Here is a 17,004-nt window from a genome sequence, read left to right on the forward strand (position 1 = left end):
CCAAGGTGTTGCCTCGATGATCACTGTTCACCACCTCAACAACTCCCGCTCGCAACGTATCCTGTGGGCGCTTGAAGAACTGGGCCTGCCCTACGACATCAAGCGCTACCAGCGCGACGCCAAGACCAACCTGGCGCCGCCTGAACTCAAGGCTATCCACCCGCTGGGCAAATCCCCGGTGATCGAAGACGGCTCTCGTGTGCTGATCGAGTCCGCCGCGATCATCGACTACCTCATCCGCCGCCACGGCAACGGCCAACTGCAACCCGACCCGGCCACCGATGCCTACGACAGCTATGTGCAATGGCTGCATTTTGCTGAAGGCTCGGCGATGTTGCCGTTGATGCTCAACCTTTATGTGGGACGGCTGGGTGAAGCAGGCGCACCGCTGCATCCGCGGATTGAGTCGGAGCTGGCCAACTACCTGGGGTACCTGAATGATGTGCTGGGCCACACGCCGTACCTGGTGGGCGACGCACTCAGCGGCGCGGATATTCAGATGAGCTTTATCGGCGAAGTCGCCCAGGCCCAGGGCAAATTGCAGGCCTACCCGAACTTGGCCGCGTGGCTGCAAAAGCTCCAGGCGCGCCCGGCATACCGCAAGGCGGTGGAGCGGGGCGGGGAATACGCGTTCGCCAAATAGCGGGCCCACCGACACCGCCTCCTGTAGGAGCGAGCTTGCTCGCGAAAAACGTAAACGATAACGCGTGTTTCCTGGATGAACGCGGCGCCTTTGGGTTTTTCGCGAGCAAGCTCGCTCCTACAGAACCCGTTTCGTCAGGTGAACCTTCGAGTCTCCCAGCGCTCACTTAAAAGGTGGCACTGGCTTTTCTCGAAAGGAATCTGCATGCACTCCACCTCGTCAATCGCGCCCGTAGAGCGCGAACTGAGCCTGCGGGCAGTCATCACCGGGATCGTGCTGGGCATCCTGCTGACCCCTTCCAATGTCTACGCAGGCTTGAAGATCGGCTGGTCGTTCAATATGTCGACCATCGCCTTGCTGATCGGTTATGGCATCTGGCAAGGCCTGGCCCGACGTTCCGCTGAACACCTGCCGTGGACCCTGCACGAGAGCAATATCAACCAGACCGTGGCCTCTGCCGCTGCGTCGATCATTTCCGGCGGGCTGGTCGCGCCCATCCCGGCTTATACCTTGCTCACCGGCAACCAACTGGCAGCGCTGCCGATGATCGCCTGGGTGTTCTCGGTAAGTTTCCTGGGGATCTGGATCGCGTGGTACCTGCGGCCTTCATTGCTCAATGACAAGGCGCTGAAGTTTCCCGAAGGCATGGCCACCCTGGAGACCCTGCTGCACATCTACAACCATGGTCGCGAAGCCGCCACGCGCTTGAAAGTGCTGCTCGGCGCAGCGTTGTTGTCCGGGTTGGTCAAGTGGGTGGATACCTTTATGTGGGCCTTCCCGCGCTGGTCGCCGAACGCCCAGTTGGAGCGCCTGACCTTCACCGCCGACCCCTCTCTGCTGTTGCTGGGGTTCGGCGGCATCATCGGCATTCGCGTGGGCCTAACCCTGCTGCTCGGCGCCTTGCTGGCATGGGGCGGGCTGGGGCCGTGGCTGTTGGCCAACGGCCTGGTGAGCCTGCCCGCCGACAGCAGCGGCCCACAGTTTGCCGCGCTGGTGGAATGGCTGCTGTGGCCTGGGGTGAGCCTGATGGTGTGTTCCACCCTGGCGTCCCTGGCGATTCGCCTGTGGGCTTTGCATCGCTCAACCCGAGCGGCTGGCGGCACGCCTTGGGCGGTTCCCAAGCCTGGGCCTGCCGTGGGGTTTGCCTTGGCGATTGCGTTGGTGGTGAGCCTGCAAGCGCTGTTGTTCGGTATCAACCTTGGGATGGCGCTGCTGACCATTCCCCTGGCGATCTGCCTGGCCGCCGTGGCGGCGCGGGTGGTGGGGGCGACCGGTATTCCGCCGATTGGCGCCATCGGGCAACTGTCTCAGCTGAGTTTTGGCATCGTTGCGCCGGGCCAGGTGCCGATCAACCTGATGAGCGCCAACACCGCCGGCGGTTCGGCGGGGCAGTGCACAGACCTGATGAATGACTTCAAGGTGGGCAAAGCGATTGGCGCGACGCCGCACAAACAGGTTATCGCCCAGATTCTCGGGATTTTTGTCGGCAGCGTCGTCGGCGTATTCGCGTACCTGGCGTTGATCCCCGACCCGCAAACCATGCTGCTCACCGAACAGTGGCCAGCCCCGGCCGTCGCCACTTGGAAAGCCGTGGCCCAAACCCTGACCCACGGGCTGGATTCGTTGTCACCCAGCATCCGCTGGGCCATTGCTGTTGCAAGCCTGTGCGGCGTACTGCTGGGCATACTCGATAGCACGCTGCCCACCCATCGCGCCCGCTATCTGCCAAGTGCGGCAGCCTTGGGACTGGCGTTTGTCTTGCCTGCGTCGGTGTCGCTGATGATGGCCCTTGGCGCGATCATGACCTGGGCCGTGAGCTGTCGCTGGCCAAGTGTGACGCAGCGCTTTGCGATCACGGCAGCGGCGGGCCTGATCGCCGGTGAGAGCATTACCGGCGTAGGCGCGTCGTTATGGCAGATGCTGGGAAGTGGATAAATGGCCCTCGTGGATTTACAACTCTTCACGAATTCAAAAGGCTCACCGTTATAGGCTTGGCGCTGCGACCACTGGATCAAACCCATTCAACTGACCGTTGAGCCTAGCCCATGAAACTGCCTGCCATCGCTGCCACGTTTCTCGCCGTTGCTACGCTGCATCCTTTACCCGTACACGGCGCAGGCCCCGTCACCCATGTCGCCATCTACCGAGGCCCGGCAGGCTGCCCCGACTGCTCGGAAAACGTGAAAACCGCCCTGCAGCGCCTGGACCCCAATTACCAGATCGACTTCGTCGGTGCCGACGAACCCATCGACATCACCCCGAAAACCCTGGCGCGCTACGATCTATACGTGCAACCCGGCGGTGGCCAGGACATCCCGGCCGCCCTCGACAGCCTGGGCGATGCGCGTGCCGAAGCCATCCGCGATTACGTCGCCAAAGGCGGCCGCTACCTGGGCCTGTGCATGGGCGCCTACCTGGCCGACGACAACAACCTCGGCCTGATCCCCCAGGCGCTTGATACCGAAGCTGGCCGTCCCGGTTTTGAAGTGTCCGGTATTGACGACGCCGCCGTGCGGGTGACGTGGGACGGGCAACCCGACTCTGTGTTCTATCAGGATGGCCCTTACTTCCCCAAAGCCAGCGCCGCGGCGCCCTACAAGGTCATCGCCACCTACCACAATGGTGACGTGGCGGCGGCGCGCTACACCTACGAACATGGCGTGGTGGTGCTGAGCGGGCCGCACCCGGAAGCCGGGCGGGAATGGTTTGAAAATGCCGATATCGAGCTGAGCAAGATGCCGCGTGGCGAGCTGTTCGGGTCGTTGATACGTAGCGCGCAAGAGTAGGGCGCGCCGCCCGTTACTTCAGGATGCCACTATTCCCCATGTCGATATCAGGCACGATGGTGGCGTAACCAGGCTACTTGTGCCTGGCCTCGGGCACTTAAGGTGAAGGTCATTGGCCGCCCGAGAACAACAAAAACAATGACTAGCCTCAACTGCAACGATTCCAACGGTCAGCTTGCGCAGGGCTTCAAGCCGCGCCATGTGACCATGTTGTCCATCGCCGGCATCATCGGCGCGGGGTTGTTTGTCGGCTCCGGACACGCGATCGCCGCCGCCGGGCCAGCGGTGTTGCTGGCTTATCTGTTTTCCGGCCTGTTGGTGGTGCTGGTCATGCGCATGCTGGGGGAAATGGCGGTGGCACGCCCGGACACTGGCTCGTTTTCAACCTACGCCGACCAGGCCATCGGCCCTTGGGCGGGGTTCACCATCGGCTGGTTGTATTGGTGGTTCTGGGTGCTGGTCATTCCCATCGAAGCCTTGGCCGCCGGGCACGTGCTCAACCAGTGGTTCCCTCAGGTTGATGCGTGGCTGTTTGCGTTGATCTCAATCGTTTTGCTGGTGATCACCAATCTGTTCAGCGTGGCCAAATATGGCGAATTCGAATTCTGGTTCGCCATGGCCAAGGTGATTGCCATCGTTGGCTTTATCGGCCTGGGCTTCAGCGTCCTCATGGGCTGGATCCCGGATCGCGAAGCCAGCGGCTTGAGCCGCTTGATGGAGGAACACGGCGGGTTTGCTCCCAACGGCCTGTCGGCGGTGGTGGGCGCGTTCATTACCATCATGTTCAGTTTCATCGGCACCGAAGCGGTGACCATCGCTGCAGCTGAATCGAGCAACCCGGCGCAGAACATCGCCAAGGCCACCCGTTCGGTGATCTGGCGCATTGGCGTGTTCTACCTGTTGTCGATCTCCGTCGTGATTTCCGTGGTGCCCTGGAACGATCCGCTGTTGGCCTCCGTGGGTTCCTATCAGCGCGCACTGGAAATTATGAACATCCCCAACGCCAAATTCATGGTCGATGTGGTGGTGTTGATTGCGGTAGCCAGTTGCATGAACTCCTCGATCTACATTTCTTCGCGCATGCTGTTTTCCCTGGGCAAACGCGGCGATGCGCCGCCGGCGCTTAAAATCACCTCGAAGGCGGGCGTGCCCAGGGCGGCGGTGATCGCCAGCACCATCATCGGTGCGGGCGTTACGTTGCTGAGCTACTTCATGCCGGCCGGTCTGTTCCAGTTCCTGCTCGCCAGCTCCGGCGCCATCGCGTTGTTGGTGTACCTGGTCATCGCTATCTCGCAACTGCGTATGCGTCGGTTGCTGCTTCGGCAGAACGTCGAACTGACCTTTCGCATGTGGCTGTTTCCGTGGCTGACTTACCTGGTGATCGTATTCATCTGCCTGGCCCTGGGGGTGATGATGGTGACGCCGGAACACCGCACCGAAGTGTCCTCGACCATTGGCCTGGCGTTGGTGATTTCCTTCATCGGCCTGGTCACGTCGCGCCAGCACAACCGGGCACCCAAGCCGGTGGCGCTGGAACATTCCTGATCACGCCTGTGGGGTAGCGGTGATGGAAACCGAGGCATCTGTTTGCCAGACCATCGGCTTTTTGCTGCTGGACCAATTCACGCTGATATCGCTGTCATGTGCGGTCGAGCCGCTGCGCATGGCCAACCAATTGGCGGGCGAAGAACTCTACCGTTGGCAAACCCTGAGCCTGGACGGCCAGCCGGTGTGGGCCAGCGATGGGGTGTCGGTGACCCCGGACGCGTGCGCGCAGGACCAGCGCGGCTTCGATGCGGTGATCGTGTGCGGCGGCGTGGGCATTCAACAGGCTATCAGCCCTGCGCTCATCGCCTGGTTGCGCAGCCAGGCGCGCCTGTACTGTAAACGTCTCGGCGCGGTGTGCACCGGCAGTTGGGCACTGGCCCAGGCGGGGTTGCTCGATGGCTTCCAGTGCAGCGTGCATTGGGAGCTGATGGCGTCGATGCAGGAGGCGTTTACCCGCGTCAAAGTCAGCTCCAGCGTATTCACGCTCGATGGCAACCGCTTTACCAGCTCTGGCGGCACTGCGCCGCTGGACATGATGCTGCACCTGATCGGCCGCGATCACGGGCACACGCTGTCGGCGGCGATTTCCCAGATGTTCGTGTACGAGCGCATTCGCAACGAGCGCGACCACCAACGCGTGCCGCTCAAACACCTGCTCGGCACGCAACAGCCCAAGCTGCAAGAAGTGGTCGCCCTGATGGAATCCAACCTGGAAGAACCCATCGACCTCGACGAACTGGCCGCCTACGTGCACGTGTCCCGACGCCAGTTGGAGCGCATGTTCCAGAAGCACCTGTACTGCACGCCATCGCGCTATTACCTCAAGCTGCGCCTGACCCGTGCGCGCCAGTTGCTGATGCAGACGCCCATTTCGATTGTCGAGCTGGCGGTGATTTGCGGCTTTGTGTCCACGCCGCATTTTTCCAAGTGCTACCGGGATTTCTTCGGCGTTGCGCCCAGCGATGAGCGCTCGGACATGCGCCTGCATCCGCCGCCAGCGTTACGGCCAGAGGGGCAATCCCGGGCCCCGCAACAGCCCAGGAATACACTGGAGCAGGCGCGCGACGAGCCGACGTTTGCTACGGTGCAGATTAAAAGGCGATAGGGCTTGGGGCTTGCCCGAATGCCAGTAGGAGCGAGCTCGCTCGCGAAAAATTCACAGGCGCCGCGCTCATTCAGGAAGCACGCGTTATCGTTGGCGTTTTTCGCGAGCAAGCTCGCTCCTACAGAAGGCAATAAGCCTCGGCGCTCAAATCCACTGGTCATTCAACGCGGTGCGCTCACCGCCTTCATGCCCGGTATTCAGAATGCCCCTAGGCTCGATCATCATCAGCCTGGCTTCACCTTCGGCCGCCGTCCTGTGCTCAATGCCACGCGGCACCACATACAACTCACCCGGCTTCACATACACCGGGCCCTCCGGCAGGTCGATACGCAGCGTGCCTTCAAGCACCAGGAACGCTTCATCGGTTTCGGGGTGCGAATGCCAAATGAATTCACCCTCGATACGCACCACCTTGAACTGGTAGTCGTTCATTTCGGCAACCACTCTTGGGCTCCATTGCTGATCGATGAGCGAGGCTTTGTGCGCGAGGTTTATCGGTTGGGCGGGTTGCTGCAGGTGAGTCATGCTGAGCCTTCCTGTCAGTGAGAAGGCCAGATTATCCGGGCCGACAGGTCATAGGCTTGTACGATCCTGCAACCCTTCCACTCCTACACCCCCGCATTCCCCACGGGAATGCAGCGCATAAAATTAATGCATTTTTCTTACTGCCACGGTTAACGTAATTTCCTTCAAGGCCACGGAGAACCGCCTTGAACTCATCCTCATCCAACCCTGCTGACAAATTCGATACCTCAAGAGCCAACGAGTACGCGCGACAAAGCCGTATCGCGTTGGCGGGCTATGACGCGTGCCAGGATCTGGCAGCCTGCATGCTCGCGGCGAGCCTTGGCGATGCCCCTTCGGCCAAGATACTGGTGGTCGGCGCCGGCGGCACGGCGCAGGAAATAATCGCCATGGCCAACCTTGAACCGGGCTGGCGCTTCATGGCGGTTGATCCCTCGCAGCCGATGCTGGACGCGGCAAGGCAGCAGTTGGAAGCCAACCACTTGCTTGACAGAACCACCCTGCATCTCGGGACGCTTGAAGACCTGGCAGCAGACGCGTCATACGACGCCGCCACCTTGATCGGTGTGCTCCACCATCTGGAGGGGGATGACGCCAAGGGCCGGATGCTGCGATCGATTCGGGCGCACCTGAAACCGGGGGCACCGCTGATCGTCGCGGGCAATCATTACGCGTATGCCAGCCAGCCGTTGCTGCTGGCGGCATGGGGCCAACGCTGGCGTCAGCATGGCGCCACCCCGGACGAAGTGAAGGCCAAGCTCGGCAAAATCCTTCAAGGCGCTGACCCGCCCCATTCCGAGGCCGCGGTTCAGAAGCTGTTGCATGACGCTGGCTTCGGCGACGCGACGCGTTTCTTCAGCAGCCTTTTCTGGGGGGCTTGGTTGACGTGCAAGGTGGGGTAGCGAGGTCTCCCGTTGCTCAGTGAGCCGTGGCGCGATTCAGATCGCCCGGAGAGTAGCCAACCGCCGACGCCAATCGCCGCCATGCCGAAGGTGGCATTCCTCTTCGGAGTCGAAACTGACGCAGCGGGCGATGTTCGGGACGTGCACATCAGCGTCATCCAACGCGGCGGTAGTCAGCTCGCGCATACGGGCGTCTGCGCCGGCCGCGAGGGCGTGAGCCTTGCTCGCGGCGTTGTCGAACACCCAGATCACCCGCAGGCTTTGGGGAAAAGCACAGTAGTCGACGGTGTGGGTCAACCAGTCGAAGCCCGGGATTTCGACCTTTGCGATCTCGCAGGCGTCGGTCAGCGCCGCGATGAGACGGCGTTCGATACGGGCGTGGTCGCGTGAGGCAGGCGGCATAAAGGAAATCCGTGAATCCTGGGAGTGGGTTGGGGCATCAGGCGATAGGCTGATCAGAGCGGGCGTTATTGAAGCGCGGGGCGCAAGCGTTGCCACTCATGTCCTCGGCAACGATATCCGGGTATCCCCGTTTGTGTTCCATCGCCAACGCGGTGGAGAAGGGTACCGCAATGCAAGTGGCCTGGTCACGGCGCGCCAGCATGGGCGGGCGATCAAGCCGGTAATGTGGGAGCAATCCTGACAGCGCGGCCCTACCTGTGGGCCGCGTCACTTCAGTGCTGGCGCACCCCTCTTGTCATACGCCGCAGTACCTGCTTATCGCCCTGCCTATAGTGCATGACCACCGCCCCGACATGCCCGAGGATAAGCGCCAGCATTGTCCAACCCAGCAAGCTATGAAAGTTGCTGCCCAGATCAACCATCCACTGGATTTTTTCCCCTTCGAACCCCTCCATGACCTGCACGCCAAACGCAGAAAAAGCCCGGCCGGAGCCGTACTGGCGGATCATCCCGATCAGCGGGATCAGGAACATCAGTGCATACAGCATGCCGTGCCCGGCGGCGGCGAAACGGCTGATGCTGAGTGGGCGCCGGTGTTGGTTCAGCAGACTCCAGCTGGCACGTAGGATCAGCAACACCAGTAATAACAACCCTACGGGTTTGTGAAAGGGCCACAGCCATTTATCCAGCGTTGAGTCTGACGCCAGGTAATGGGTTATGGCTGAGCAATAGATCCACGCAAACAACAGGAACATCAGCCAATGCACTGCTCGGCTTACCGAGTCGTAGTGTTCACGTGACCCAGCAGGGGGTGCGCAAGTCGTCATTGTCGTATCCTTCTGGCGAGTCGCCTTGCGTTCTTTTTCAAGGGCATTGAGGCGACAGATGATAAGCGGCCAGAATGAATCTGGCGGTGGCCAGATCATATACAAGGAGACACAGGCAGCGGTCGTGTCGAAACATCAAGAAAACATGCATCCCTCAGGGTGTGATCTGGATGCCCAACGGCATGGGCGTAGCCTGTTCAAATCCACCGAGTATTTTCAGCCGTACGCTCCCCACCTTCATGCCCGGTATTCAAAATGCCCCGTGGCGAGCCTTCGAGCATCAGGAATGCTTCGGGCGTGTGTTCGTTCTTGCGCAGGGCGTGGAACGATCAAAAGCTGTGGCGAGGGAGCTTGCTCCCGTGACGGTCTAAAGCTGACGCGTTTATGGTCGATAACCCGTATGAACCCGCTAATCAAGGACCGATTAAATGGCACTTTCCGTTAGCCCTGCCTATATTCCATCGGCCAATCTCAACCTCACGCCTTCTGAGCAGAAGCTGGTACCCCAGGCGTCGACGGACCCCGCCAAGCAAGCCCTGGCAAACGCCGGCCCCGCGGCCATTTACCATCCCAGTGAAGCGGCGACAACCACCGCACAAGCCCCGGAGGCCGTTGATACCTGGGTCGGTCGCTCCGAATCGCCGCACTTTCCTCGCTTCGTCGACCTGTTCAATGGCGCGCAAAGTGCGCTGAAAGCTTCCTTCCAGACATTCGAAGCGAACCTGGCAGCCACTGCGCCCGACCTGGCCAGCACCGGGTACGGTTTTACCGTTGAGGCTGACGGCCGGCTGAAAGTGCTCGATACGGCTGGCCAGCTCAGCCGTGAGGCGACCGAGAGGCTGACGGTTCTGCTCAATCAGTCCGTTGAGCTGAAGGCCACAGCCGTGGCCTACCGCAACGCCGCCATCGACATGGTAGACGCAGGTTCACCCTGGTCGGGAAGCACCCTGGGCTACTACAGCCTGACCAATGAAAACTTCGCCAGCACTATTGATCTGGCGCCCTTGTTCAGAACGCATGACCCGTCGGATATTAAAGCGGGCAGAAACCAGTTTTTCATAAACCAATTGTCTTCCAATGGCGAGCGCGCGACGCAAGAGACTGAGCGGGCGATGTTGGAGCGGCGTGCCGCCCAGGGGTTCAGCACCCAGGCTTGATCGGCGCAGCCTGCGGCTGTCGTCGAGGACCGGTCGGCGGCAGTGGCCGCGCTTATTGTTCAGGGTTGATCAACGATCTCAACGTATGGTCCTCCCAGATGCCAGCGATTTTCAGATAGGCTCGCGCATGTCCTTCATTCTCAAACCCCAGCGACTCCAGAAGGCGTTCACTTCGCACATTGCGGGGTAAATGATTGGCCATGATCCGATGAAGACCCAACTGCTCAAAGCAGTGTTGGTTAGTGACCTGAAGCGTTCTTTTCATCAGGCCACGGCCTTGGGCTGATTCCGCCAGCGAGAAGCCAAGATGACAGGCCTGAAAAACGCCTCTCACAATGTTCGTGTAGTTACACCGCGCTAGGACCTCTCCGCTCTCGGGTTCAAGCAAGAGGAAACACAGAGCGTTGCCAGCGTGCATATTGTTCACCTGCTGCTCGACCCTGGCCTTTGCGTTGCCCGTGGTGAAATATTCCTCGTCCCTGAGCGGCTCCCAGGGTTGCAGATGCCTGCGGTTGACGCGTTCGTAACGGCTGACCCTCTCGAAATCGTCGGCCCACAATGGCCGAAGGCAGTAGCCCTCAACGCAATACTCCATAAGCCCCTCCAGATTTACCAATGGCCCCATCTGACTGCGTAGCCGCAAAGAATAGCGCCGCTGCGCGTAAAGCGACCCCTTTCATGGCAAACAGGTCTACCATGCCAGCCCCGGCAGTGGTTCCACTCGCTCCCGAACTCAATTTTTCAAGGTAGCGATAATGTCCATCGACCAGATCTCCCTCCCCAAAGGCGTCGGCCCCCACGCCGCCAAGCTGCTTGACGCTATTACTGGCGCCTCCACCCATGAAGAACTCAACCGTGCTGGCGGTAAAGCCGAGGGTTTTGTGCTGGGGCTGGAGGCCACCAAGGCGATCAAAAGCCAAATTGCAGAGTCGCTGTATGTGGCGTATGACGACGCGGCGAGCAATCGAGCTGGTGAACTGAAGGGCTAGTGCACCTCAGCCCATGGTTCCGGAATGAGCGCCAATCGCCGGACTAGGCTGACGAACATAATAATTGTCGAACTCACTGCTTTCGATGAACTGGAAGCCATGGCGGGTATAAAAGCGATTCGAAGCGCTTTCTTTGAGAGCCCCTACTTTGATAGGCAGCGCAGCCGCATCCGCCTCTTTGAAAACCTGAGTGAGAACAGCAGACCCTACCCCTGAACCTTGCGCGCTCGGCCTTACATACAAATGGTCGAGCAAGAGTTCATTGGGGTGATGTTTGACCACTACGAAACCCACCCTCTCTCCAGCTGCCTCGATGTAGCGTGTGTTGCGAGCTTCAAAGCCGTCAACAAACCGCTCCCGCGCACGGGCTGGATCAAATCGCCCAACACGCTCCAGACTTTCGCGCATGGCCTCAATTCGAATGGCTACCAGATTATCCAAGTCGCTTTGTTGAACTGGGGCCAAAGTGATGGGGGAATTTTGATTGGGTGCGACGGGCATATTGGGTGCTCTAGCTACCATCCTGGGGGCTCAGTATAGAGAGCCTGATACTGATGAAGCGACTCGCATGGTATGTTCACGGCGTACATGGAGTAACGGACCCCAGGAAGGAAATGGCCATGCCAGTGGACACCCACCCAATCCGCATTCTCTCGCAACGCCTTAGCATTGAGCCCTTCTGTGAGCAGGACGCTGTTGAGTCCTTCCCTTGTATCACGCCGACTCTGACTCGCTACATGTCCTGGGAACCGCCTGCCTCGCTGGAAGAGTACGCGCAAGTCTGGGGGCGGTGGCTGCCTGCGATAGCGGATGGCAGCGACATCGAGCGGGTAGGTGCTCGTTTTACCGGCTTGGTCGGGCTGCACCATACCGGCAGTGAAACACCGGAGTTGGGGATCTGGGTTCGTGAAGATAAACATGGGCTGGGGTTTGGTGGTGAAGCGGTGCGGGCGGTTGTTCAGTGGGCTAGCGAGTGGGTGGTGGCGAAGCACTTTATCTATCCTGTTGCGACGCAGAATCGTGCGAGTCGACGTATTGCCGAAGCTTTGGGGGGAGTGGTCATCGAGAGGCGGATGGCGGAGAAATATGAGTCGGTTGTGTATCAGATACCTGTGGTTTAGCTCTGGGTGTCAGGTTGGCCGATTGCTGTCCTTCACGAACGGCAGGAGTGTGCCAGAAGCGGACGTTTTCAAATGCCTCCTTCGACCCATAGCGAAGGAGTGGAGCTCCTTTGGTATTTCTTTTTTTCTACGATCCGCATCGTTTAGGGTACAACGCACACTTCAGAAATATCATTACTGCAACCTATGAAGTGATGTTCTGCGATCATCACAATTTGTTCGACCAAGGACCAGCTCTCACGTCACTGGTCATCAAAGCCATTTAGTAGCCGGAGTTTGAAATGCACTACAGAGACTCTCCAGGAGGGCGATTTGAGCAGCTTGTGGCTGATCTGATACAGGCGCTTGGATATGCCAATGTCCGTTCCAACGTTCGTGTCCCAGGAGCAAAAGGAGTATGGGAAGAAGTGGACGTCGTGTATGAGCAGGAAGGTTTGCTTCGTGCTGTGGAGGTGAAACATTACCGTTATTTATCTCCGCCTCGTGCTGAGCTTTTCGTAAACGCTATGCAACAAGCCTCACGCAAACAAAGTATGTTTGAGGCAAGTTCCGCGTTATTGGTGATCTCGTGCCCAATGAATGCAGCATTGAATTTGGCGGCGAAAGCATTCCCAAACGTTGAGATCTGGGACGCAAATGAGTTATTCCGGAGGGCTTCTGAGTTCCCCGATTTATCCAGAGAGCTTGAGAATTTTTTCGAGGTGTCTGCGCCAGCCCGCAGTCAGCCTGCAATCGCGATTGGATTGGCTCAAGAGTCCGATTTTAGCCTGAAACTGAAGACAGGTCGGTTGCTAGCGGATGCGCTATTATCTGTACCCCCTGGGAAGCAAAGTGCTTCAGATTTTGAAACTGCATGTATCAATGCCTTGAAATATTTGTTCGAACTTGATCTTCATGGCTGGCATGAACAGCTCAATACGGATGACGAACTGCATAGACGTGACTTGATTTGCCGGATTCTGCCCAAAGCTGAAGTCTGGAATCTGATGCTCACCGACGTCGGAAGTAGATACGTGATTTTTGAGTTCAAAAACTACACTAAAGAAATTACACAGAAAGAAGTCGTCACTACGGAACGATATTTATATCCCTCGGCGCTTAGGAATGTCGCTATTTTGATATCGCCAAAAGGATGCGCAGCCTCTGCTAAAAAGGTAATTCAAGGCGCCATGCGTGAAAACGGGAAAATGATCCTCTCCCTGTCAGTGCCGGAGGTTGAAGAACTATTGCTCGCTAAAGACGATGGTGGAGACCCAAATACCTATCTTTTTGAGAAAGTTGATCAGTTTCTCATGCGCCTCGGTAGGTAGTGGGGAAAACGGGGCGGATTTATTTCTAGGAAAAGAAATCTGTCCCTTTTTCAGAGTGCGCGGTTGGCTCAGAGCATATTGAGATCGACCTCAAGTCCGGCCCCCTTAAGCTCCTTCGCGAGCGAGTAGCGCCAAGCTCCGCCATTGTCTAGCTCGATGTAAACGACTCCATAGTAGTCTGAAGGCAGTTCCACCCCTTTCTCATAGAGAACGCAGACGCGCCTGCGATTGATCTTGCCCATGAAGTACCCCAGTTCGAGGACGACGTTCTGTCTCGCACGATCTTTCAGCGTTTGGTCCGCTACATTCTTCTTACCGCCTACGTCGTCAGCCGTCATGAGCACCACGGCGAAATGGACATTGGCATATCGTTCCAACTTCTCAATGACGGTGTCGCTAGCGCTAGCCTGCTCATTGAGAATAATAACCTTCAGGCCCAGCTTTTCAAGCAACCGGGCCGACATCTCGCGGATAGCCTCGTTGTGCCCGTGAACCAAGAATACTGTGCTTGGACCTTGAGCGTGCTGGGCCGACGCCCCTGCTGAGAGGTCATCGCGAATGACGTTTTTTAGAACTTCGATCTCAATAATCGGAGAATTGGGTGGTGACCTTGTCACCGATCTTTACGAACATCTTCACTACGCGGCCAGATAGCAGTGACGGCAGCTCGATTGAAGCCTTGTCGCACTCAAGCGTGACGTACGTATCTCCCTGCAATAGAAAGTCCCCAGCACTGATGGGTTTCGATTACCACGAGGTCACCGATGCCTAAATCTGTTCCAGGCGAACAATCGGCCTCCAAGTCAGGACACAACACAATCTGCGTCTTATCGCTCACAATTCGCCCTCCTTGATTTAAAGCTAGCTCTGCATCTTCACAAGGGCTGTACGCGTTCAGAGAGACTGGACACAATCCACTGCTGTGCGTAAACACAGGTACGATTGGGAAGTTGTGCACCACTTGCCCACCCGTTCCACTGATCTGGTACCTCTCACGTCAGTCCTCAGCTGCACAGGGTGGTAATTGCACGGCCTGGCCGGCTTTTGGCATTCGCCCTGATCGGCCATCCTCATCTGATTCAATCATGATGATCGACCTCATGACCGGCCGAAATCGGCCAAGTGCAGACATTCACAACCGTTAGCCCAGCAACTAATCATCGTTTGAACTTAAAATAAAAACCCCGTTGGAACAATCCCGGCGGGACACTTTGGAAAAATCTCACAACCTGTGAGACTTACCGGCGATATAGCGTTCTTCATCGAAGACTATACTATTCGATGTGCCCTCTAGCTTTGGAATGGAGTGAACTCTGCTACAGGAGTTAGAATAGGTACAGTGGCAGGAGGTGGCGGCGCAGTAGGGGCCGAGGGAGTTTCAATGATAGTGGTTTTGTCGTCGGAATTAATTATAGATGTTTTCGAGCTATCAAGCACAGACTTATTTACTACGCCGACATTGTAAATTGAGTTACCAAAAATCCCAATCCATATCGTCTGCGCACCTACCGAACTACTGTTGTAGGTTGAGCCATCGAAACCAAAACCAGTACCTTTAACATCAAAGCCATTTGATACTTTCGAGTATCTTGAGGTGGTTACAGAAATTATATTTGCAGACTGAATCCAAATAACTTTTTTATAATTTCCAGGGCCGAAATTTTTTAAAATACAAGCCTTGATGCCGCCTATTCCAGGAAAGCCGTTTCCGTCGTCCGTTCCGGCGGTGCTAATAGAGGCAGTAGCCGATATAGATGCTTTAACCTCATCAATATAATCGGCACTTGATGGGGCCGATATGAAAGGAGTCGTAAGGCTACGGTTGTAGTTTTTGGTTATTATTGAATGGTATGCTGGTGACGGGTCAGTTACTGCTTTTACTTGTACGGCGGTACCCTTGGCCAAGCATTGGTTTGGTAACAGATTTTCAGTTTTGCATAGCCCGGTTTCCTCGTCCGCTAAACATATGGAGCCTGGAACTTTATTTAGCCCCTCTGACAATAAGCCATTATTAGACTCTATTATTGTTCTCGCACTGAAGTTTGAGGGTAGGTCCGGAACAACATCAGTTCTATCTGGTAGTTGGCAAGCCGACAAGGAAGCTCCGATTGCCACAATCATTAATTGCTTGATCATCTCAATGTCGCCTTGTTATTGAATTGTAATTGCTCGCGCATAATTTTCTGAGCTTAAAATCAGCCTTATACGCTAAGGTTTATGTGGCATGGCGTAATGCTAGTATTGGTTTGATATTTTGTCCAATCAGAAGTGATGCTTTTGCACGACACTTTGCGATTGGCAATTTCTCCGTACGAGAAGGGCCGCATCGTTGTACCTATGAGAGCCTGCTATGGGTTGATTTCCGCCCCTTACGACGGACAGCAATCGGCCAATCGCTGCCACTTGAGTTTGTCTAAGAAATCAGTGGCCGGCCACGGCAGAAAGGGGGAGCTTGCATAAAATCCCTTAGTTTGATCTATTAGATAAATCAACTGCATCTTTAGGAGGAAAAGTGCCAGCGACTATAGTGGGCGATTTGTCGGATGAAGAGACCATCTGGCGCTACATGACTCTGGATAGGCTTATTAATATATTGGATGATAAAGCGCTATTTATGACTGGCTTGGGTGCTTACAGCAAAAGTGATCCATATGAGGGGTACCCGCCGCCCGTCGTACTCAAGCAAGTCAAGGATCATTGTCCACCCGCTATGTATTTCTCCCATGATACCAGCAAATCGCAAGATCTAAATAACTTCAAGTTATTTGCTGAAAGACTTTTTCACTCGCGAGTAGTGTCGTGCTGGTTTCAAGGTGATGAAGAATCAGAAGCAATGTGGAAGATATATGGTGATGCCGGAAAAGCGATAGCAATCCGCACAACTGTCGGCAAACTCGCAAGCGCACTAGGTAACGCATTCGATGGAAAAATAGCAAAAGTGCTATACGTAAATTATACTAAGGTTACGCATGAGGACTATGAGGCCGTAATGGGCGCCCATGCTCAAAGTGTACTACTTGACCCCATTTACAAGAGGCATTCATACGCGCATGAAAGAGAAGTCAGAGCATATATGCAAATCAGAGATGCTAGAATAAACGAACCTGACACCTATAAATCGCATTTAGCCCCCATAGATTACTCTTCCATGATCGATGAAATTGTTGTCTCACCATTCTGTGGTGGGTCGTATGTCAAGGCGACTAAAGCGATTGCTACACAATTTGGCGTTGGAGATAGGATTAGGCAGTCAACATTGCTTTCTGATCTAGCGCCACTTTATTCAAAAATAGAAGGTGCCACTTAAAGTTGGCTGGTTAGTCTTTCTCAACGATGTTTAAAAATCAATATATTAAAACTCGAAAAGCATATGAAAACTTAATCTTAGGATACAGGAAATCATAGGTATGTTGACGAACGTTGATGAATGACTGCTTCTGGCCGATTCTGTTGAAAAAGTCGGCTTCGAATTCCACGCCGAAAAGGTACGCGCCTGAGATTGAAATCTGAACTTTTAGCAGAGGGTTCAGGCCCCGGATTTCTCGTAGCAGCGTGCAACAGAGGTGTTTTCATCCATCAATATTCGAGTGTCTTAGGAAAATCGAATTTTTCAGCACAATCGGCCTGTTCCTGCTTCCCGCGAAAAGGGGACAGATTTATTTACGCGAAAAGGGTGCTTTGTCCGCGAT

19 protein-coding genes and 1 pseudogene are annotated in these 17,004 nt (G+C 56.3%); 11 read left to right on the plus strand and 9 right to left on the minus strand.

All coding sequences use genetic code 11. From position 1 onward, the window contains the following. Nucleotides 1-16: 16 nt before the first annotated feature. From HBO10_RS13890 to HBO10_RS13910, 5 genes are all read left to right on the plus strand, one after another. Nucleotides 17-643 carry a glutathione S-transferase gene (locus HBO10_RS13890; RefSeq protein WP_034126187.1) on the plus strand — a complete coding sequence of 209 codons (627 nt, stop codon included), beginning with the start codon at nucleotides 17-19 and terminating at the stop codon, nucleotides 641-643. Between the two features lie 204 nt (nucleotides 644-847). Continuing rightward, nucleotides 848-2,578: an OPT family oligopeptide transporter gene (locus HBO10_RS13895; protein ID WP_034126188.1), complete on the plus strand. Its 1,731-nt coding sequence runs from the start codon at nucleotides 848-850 to the stop codon at nucleotides 2,576-2,578. 110 nt (nucleotides 2,579-2,688) lie between these two features. Beyond that, a complete protein-coding gene (locus HBO10_RS13900) occupies nucleotides 2,689-3,429 on the plus strand; it encodes a BPL-N domain-containing protein (RefSeq protein ID WP_034126189.1) in 741 nt (246 codons plus the stop codon). A gap of 138 nt (nucleotides 3,430-3,567) precedes the next feature. Next, complete coding sequence (locus HBO10_RS13905; protein ID WP_034126190.1) at nucleotides 3,568-4,974, plus strand: amino acid permease; 1,407 nt, start codon at nucleotides 3,568-3,570, stop codon at nucleotides 4,972-4,974. A 22-nt stretch (nucleotides 4,975-4,996) separates the two neighbouring features. Next, complete coding sequence (locus HBO10_RS13910) at nucleotides 4,997-6,082, plus strand: GlxA family transcriptional regulator (RefSeq protein ID WP_034126191.1); 1,086 nt, start codon at nucleotides 4,997-4,999, stop codon at nucleotides 6,080-6,082. 144 nt (nucleotides 6,083-6,226) lie between these two features. Here the strand turns inward: HBO10_RS13910 and HBO10_RS13915 are convergent, their stop codons facing one another. Continuing rightward, nucleotides 6,227-6,607: a cupin domain-containing protein gene (locus tag HBO10_RS13915; protein WP_034126192.1), complete on the minus strand. Its 381-nt coding sequence runs from the start codon at nucleotides 6,605-6,607 to the stop codon at nucleotides 6,227-6,229. Nucleotides 6,608-6,792: 185 nt separating this feature from the next. Here HBO10_RS13915 and HBO10_RS13920 point away from each other — a divergent pair, with 185 nt between their 5' ends. After that, nucleotides 6,793-7,509 (plus strand): class I SAM-dependent methyltransferase, encoded by a 717-nt coding sequence (locus HBO10_RS13920; RefSeq protein WP_034126193.1) that lies wholly within the window; start codon nucleotides 6,793-6,795, stop codon nucleotides 7,507-7,509. Nucleotides 7,510-7,545: 36 nt separating this feature from the next. Here HBO10_RS13920 and HBO10_RS13925 read toward each other — a convergent pair whose 3' ends face one another. The 4 genes and pseudogenes from HBO10_RS13925 to HBO10_RS31325 all read right to left on the minus strand — a co-directional run. After that, complete coding sequence (locus HBO10_RS13925; protein WP_034126194.1) at nucleotides 7,546-7,911, minus strand: hypothetical protein; 366 nt, start codon at nucleotides 7,909-7,911, stop codon at nucleotides 7,546-7,548. Between the two features lie 37 nt (nucleotides 7,912-7,948). After that, a complete protein-coding gene (locus HBO10_RS13930) occupies nucleotides 7,949-8,113 on the minus strand; it encodes a hypothetical protein (RefSeq protein WP_169921996.1) in 165 nt (54 codons plus the stop codon). A gap of 70 nt (nucleotides 8,114-8,183) precedes the next feature. Then, the gene (locus HBO10_RS13935; protein WP_262378111.1) at nucleotides 8,184-8,837 is read right to left on the minus strand and encodes a cytochrome b; all 654 of its coding nucleotides are present in this window, start codon (nucleotides 8,835-8,837) and stop codon (nucleotides 8,184-8,186) included. 98 nt (nucleotides 8,838-8,935) lie between these two features. After that, a pseudogene (locus HBO10_RS31325) lies at nucleotides 8,936-9,077 on the minus strand (cupin domain-containing protein); the annotation flags it as partial. A gap of 89 nt (nucleotides 9,078-9,166) precedes the next feature. Between HBO10_RS31325 and HBO10_RS13940 the strand changes: the two are divergent. Next, nucleotides 9,167-9,895, plus strand: a complete 729-nt coding sequence (locus tag HBO10_RS13940; RefSeq protein WP_034126196.1) for a hypothetical protein — start codon at nucleotides 9,167-9,169, stop codon at nucleotides 9,893-9,895. A gap of 52 nt (nucleotides 9,896-9,947) precedes the next feature. Here HBO10_RS13940 and HBO10_RS13945 read toward each other — a convergent pair whose 3' ends face one another. Then, nucleotides 9,948-10,490, minus strand: a complete 543-nt coding sequence (locus HBO10_RS13945) for a GNAT family N-acetyltransferase (RefSeq protein WP_034126197.1) — start codon at nucleotides 10,488-10,490, stop codon at nucleotides 9,948-9,950. A 160-nt stretch (nucleotides 10,491-10,650) separates the two neighbouring features. Here HBO10_RS13945 and HBO10_RS13950 point away from each other — a divergent pair, with 160 nt between their 5' ends. Further along, a complete protein-coding gene (locus HBO10_RS13950) occupies nucleotides 10,651-10,884 on the plus strand; it encodes a hypothetical protein (RefSeq protein ID WP_003192651.1) in 234 nt (77 codons plus the stop codon). 6 nt (nucleotides 10,885-10,890) lie between these two features. Here HBO10_RS13950 and HBO10_RS13955 read toward each other — a convergent pair whose 3' ends face one another. Further along, a complete protein-coding gene (locus tag HBO10_RS13955) occupies nucleotides 10,891-11,385 on the minus strand; it encodes a GNAT family N-acetyltransferase (protein ID WP_034126198.1) in 495 nt (164 codons plus the stop codon). A 119-nt stretch (nucleotides 11,386-11,504) separates the two neighbouring features. Between HBO10_RS13955 and HBO10_RS13960 the strand changes: the two genes are divergently transcribed. Both HBO10_RS13960 and HBO10_RS13965 read left to right on the plus strand, forming a co-directional pair. Beyond that, the gene (locus tag HBO10_RS13960; protein WP_034126199.1) at nucleotides 11,505-12,005 is read left to right on the plus strand and encodes a GNAT family N-acetyltransferase; all 501 of its coding nucleotides are present in this window, start codon (nucleotides 11,505-11,507) and stop codon (nucleotides 12,003-12,005) included. Nucleotides 12,006-12,286: 281 nt separating this feature from the next. Beyond that, a complete protein-coding gene (locus HBO10_RS13965; RefSeq protein WP_080757736.1) occupies nucleotides 12,287-13,315 on the plus strand; it encodes a restriction endonuclease in 1,029 nt (342 codons plus the stop codon). A 68-nt stretch (nucleotides 13,316-13,383) separates the two neighbouring features. Here HBO10_RS13965 and HBO10_RS13970 read toward each other — a convergent pair whose 3' ends face one another. Both HBO10_RS13970 and HBO10_RS13980 read right to left on the minus strand, forming a co-directional pair. Then, nucleotides 13,384-13,932 carry a nucleotide-binding protein gene (locus HBO10_RS13970; protein ID WP_256220338.1) on the minus strand — a complete coding sequence of 183 codons (549 nt, stop codon included), beginning with the start codon at nucleotides 13,930-13,932 and terminating at the stop codon, nucleotides 13,384-13,386. A 673-nt stretch (nucleotides 13,933-14,605) separates the two neighbouring features. Further along, the gene (locus HBO10_RS13980; protein WP_138763681.1) at nucleotides 14,606-15,451 is read right to left on the minus strand and encodes a hypothetical protein; all 846 of its coding nucleotides are present in this window, start codon (nucleotides 15,449-15,451) and stop codon (nucleotides 14,606-14,608) included. 376 nt (nucleotides 15,452-15,827) lie between these two features. Here HBO10_RS13980 and HBO10_RS13985 point away from each other — a divergent pair, with 376 nt between their 5' ends. Continuing rightward, a complete protein-coding gene (locus HBO10_RS13985) occupies nucleotides 15,828-16,622 on the plus strand; it encodes a hypothetical protein (protein ID WP_034126202.1) in 795 nt (264 codons plus the stop codon). Nucleotides 16,623-17,004 lie beyond the last annotated feature (382 nt).

The sequence above is a fragment of the Pseudomonas sp. WS 5503 genome, from assembly GCF_012985385.1.
Taxonomy (GTDB): domain Bacteria; phylum Pseudomonadota; class Gammaproteobacteria; order Pseudomonadales; family Pseudomonadaceae; genus Aquipseudomonas; species Aquipseudomonas paracarnis.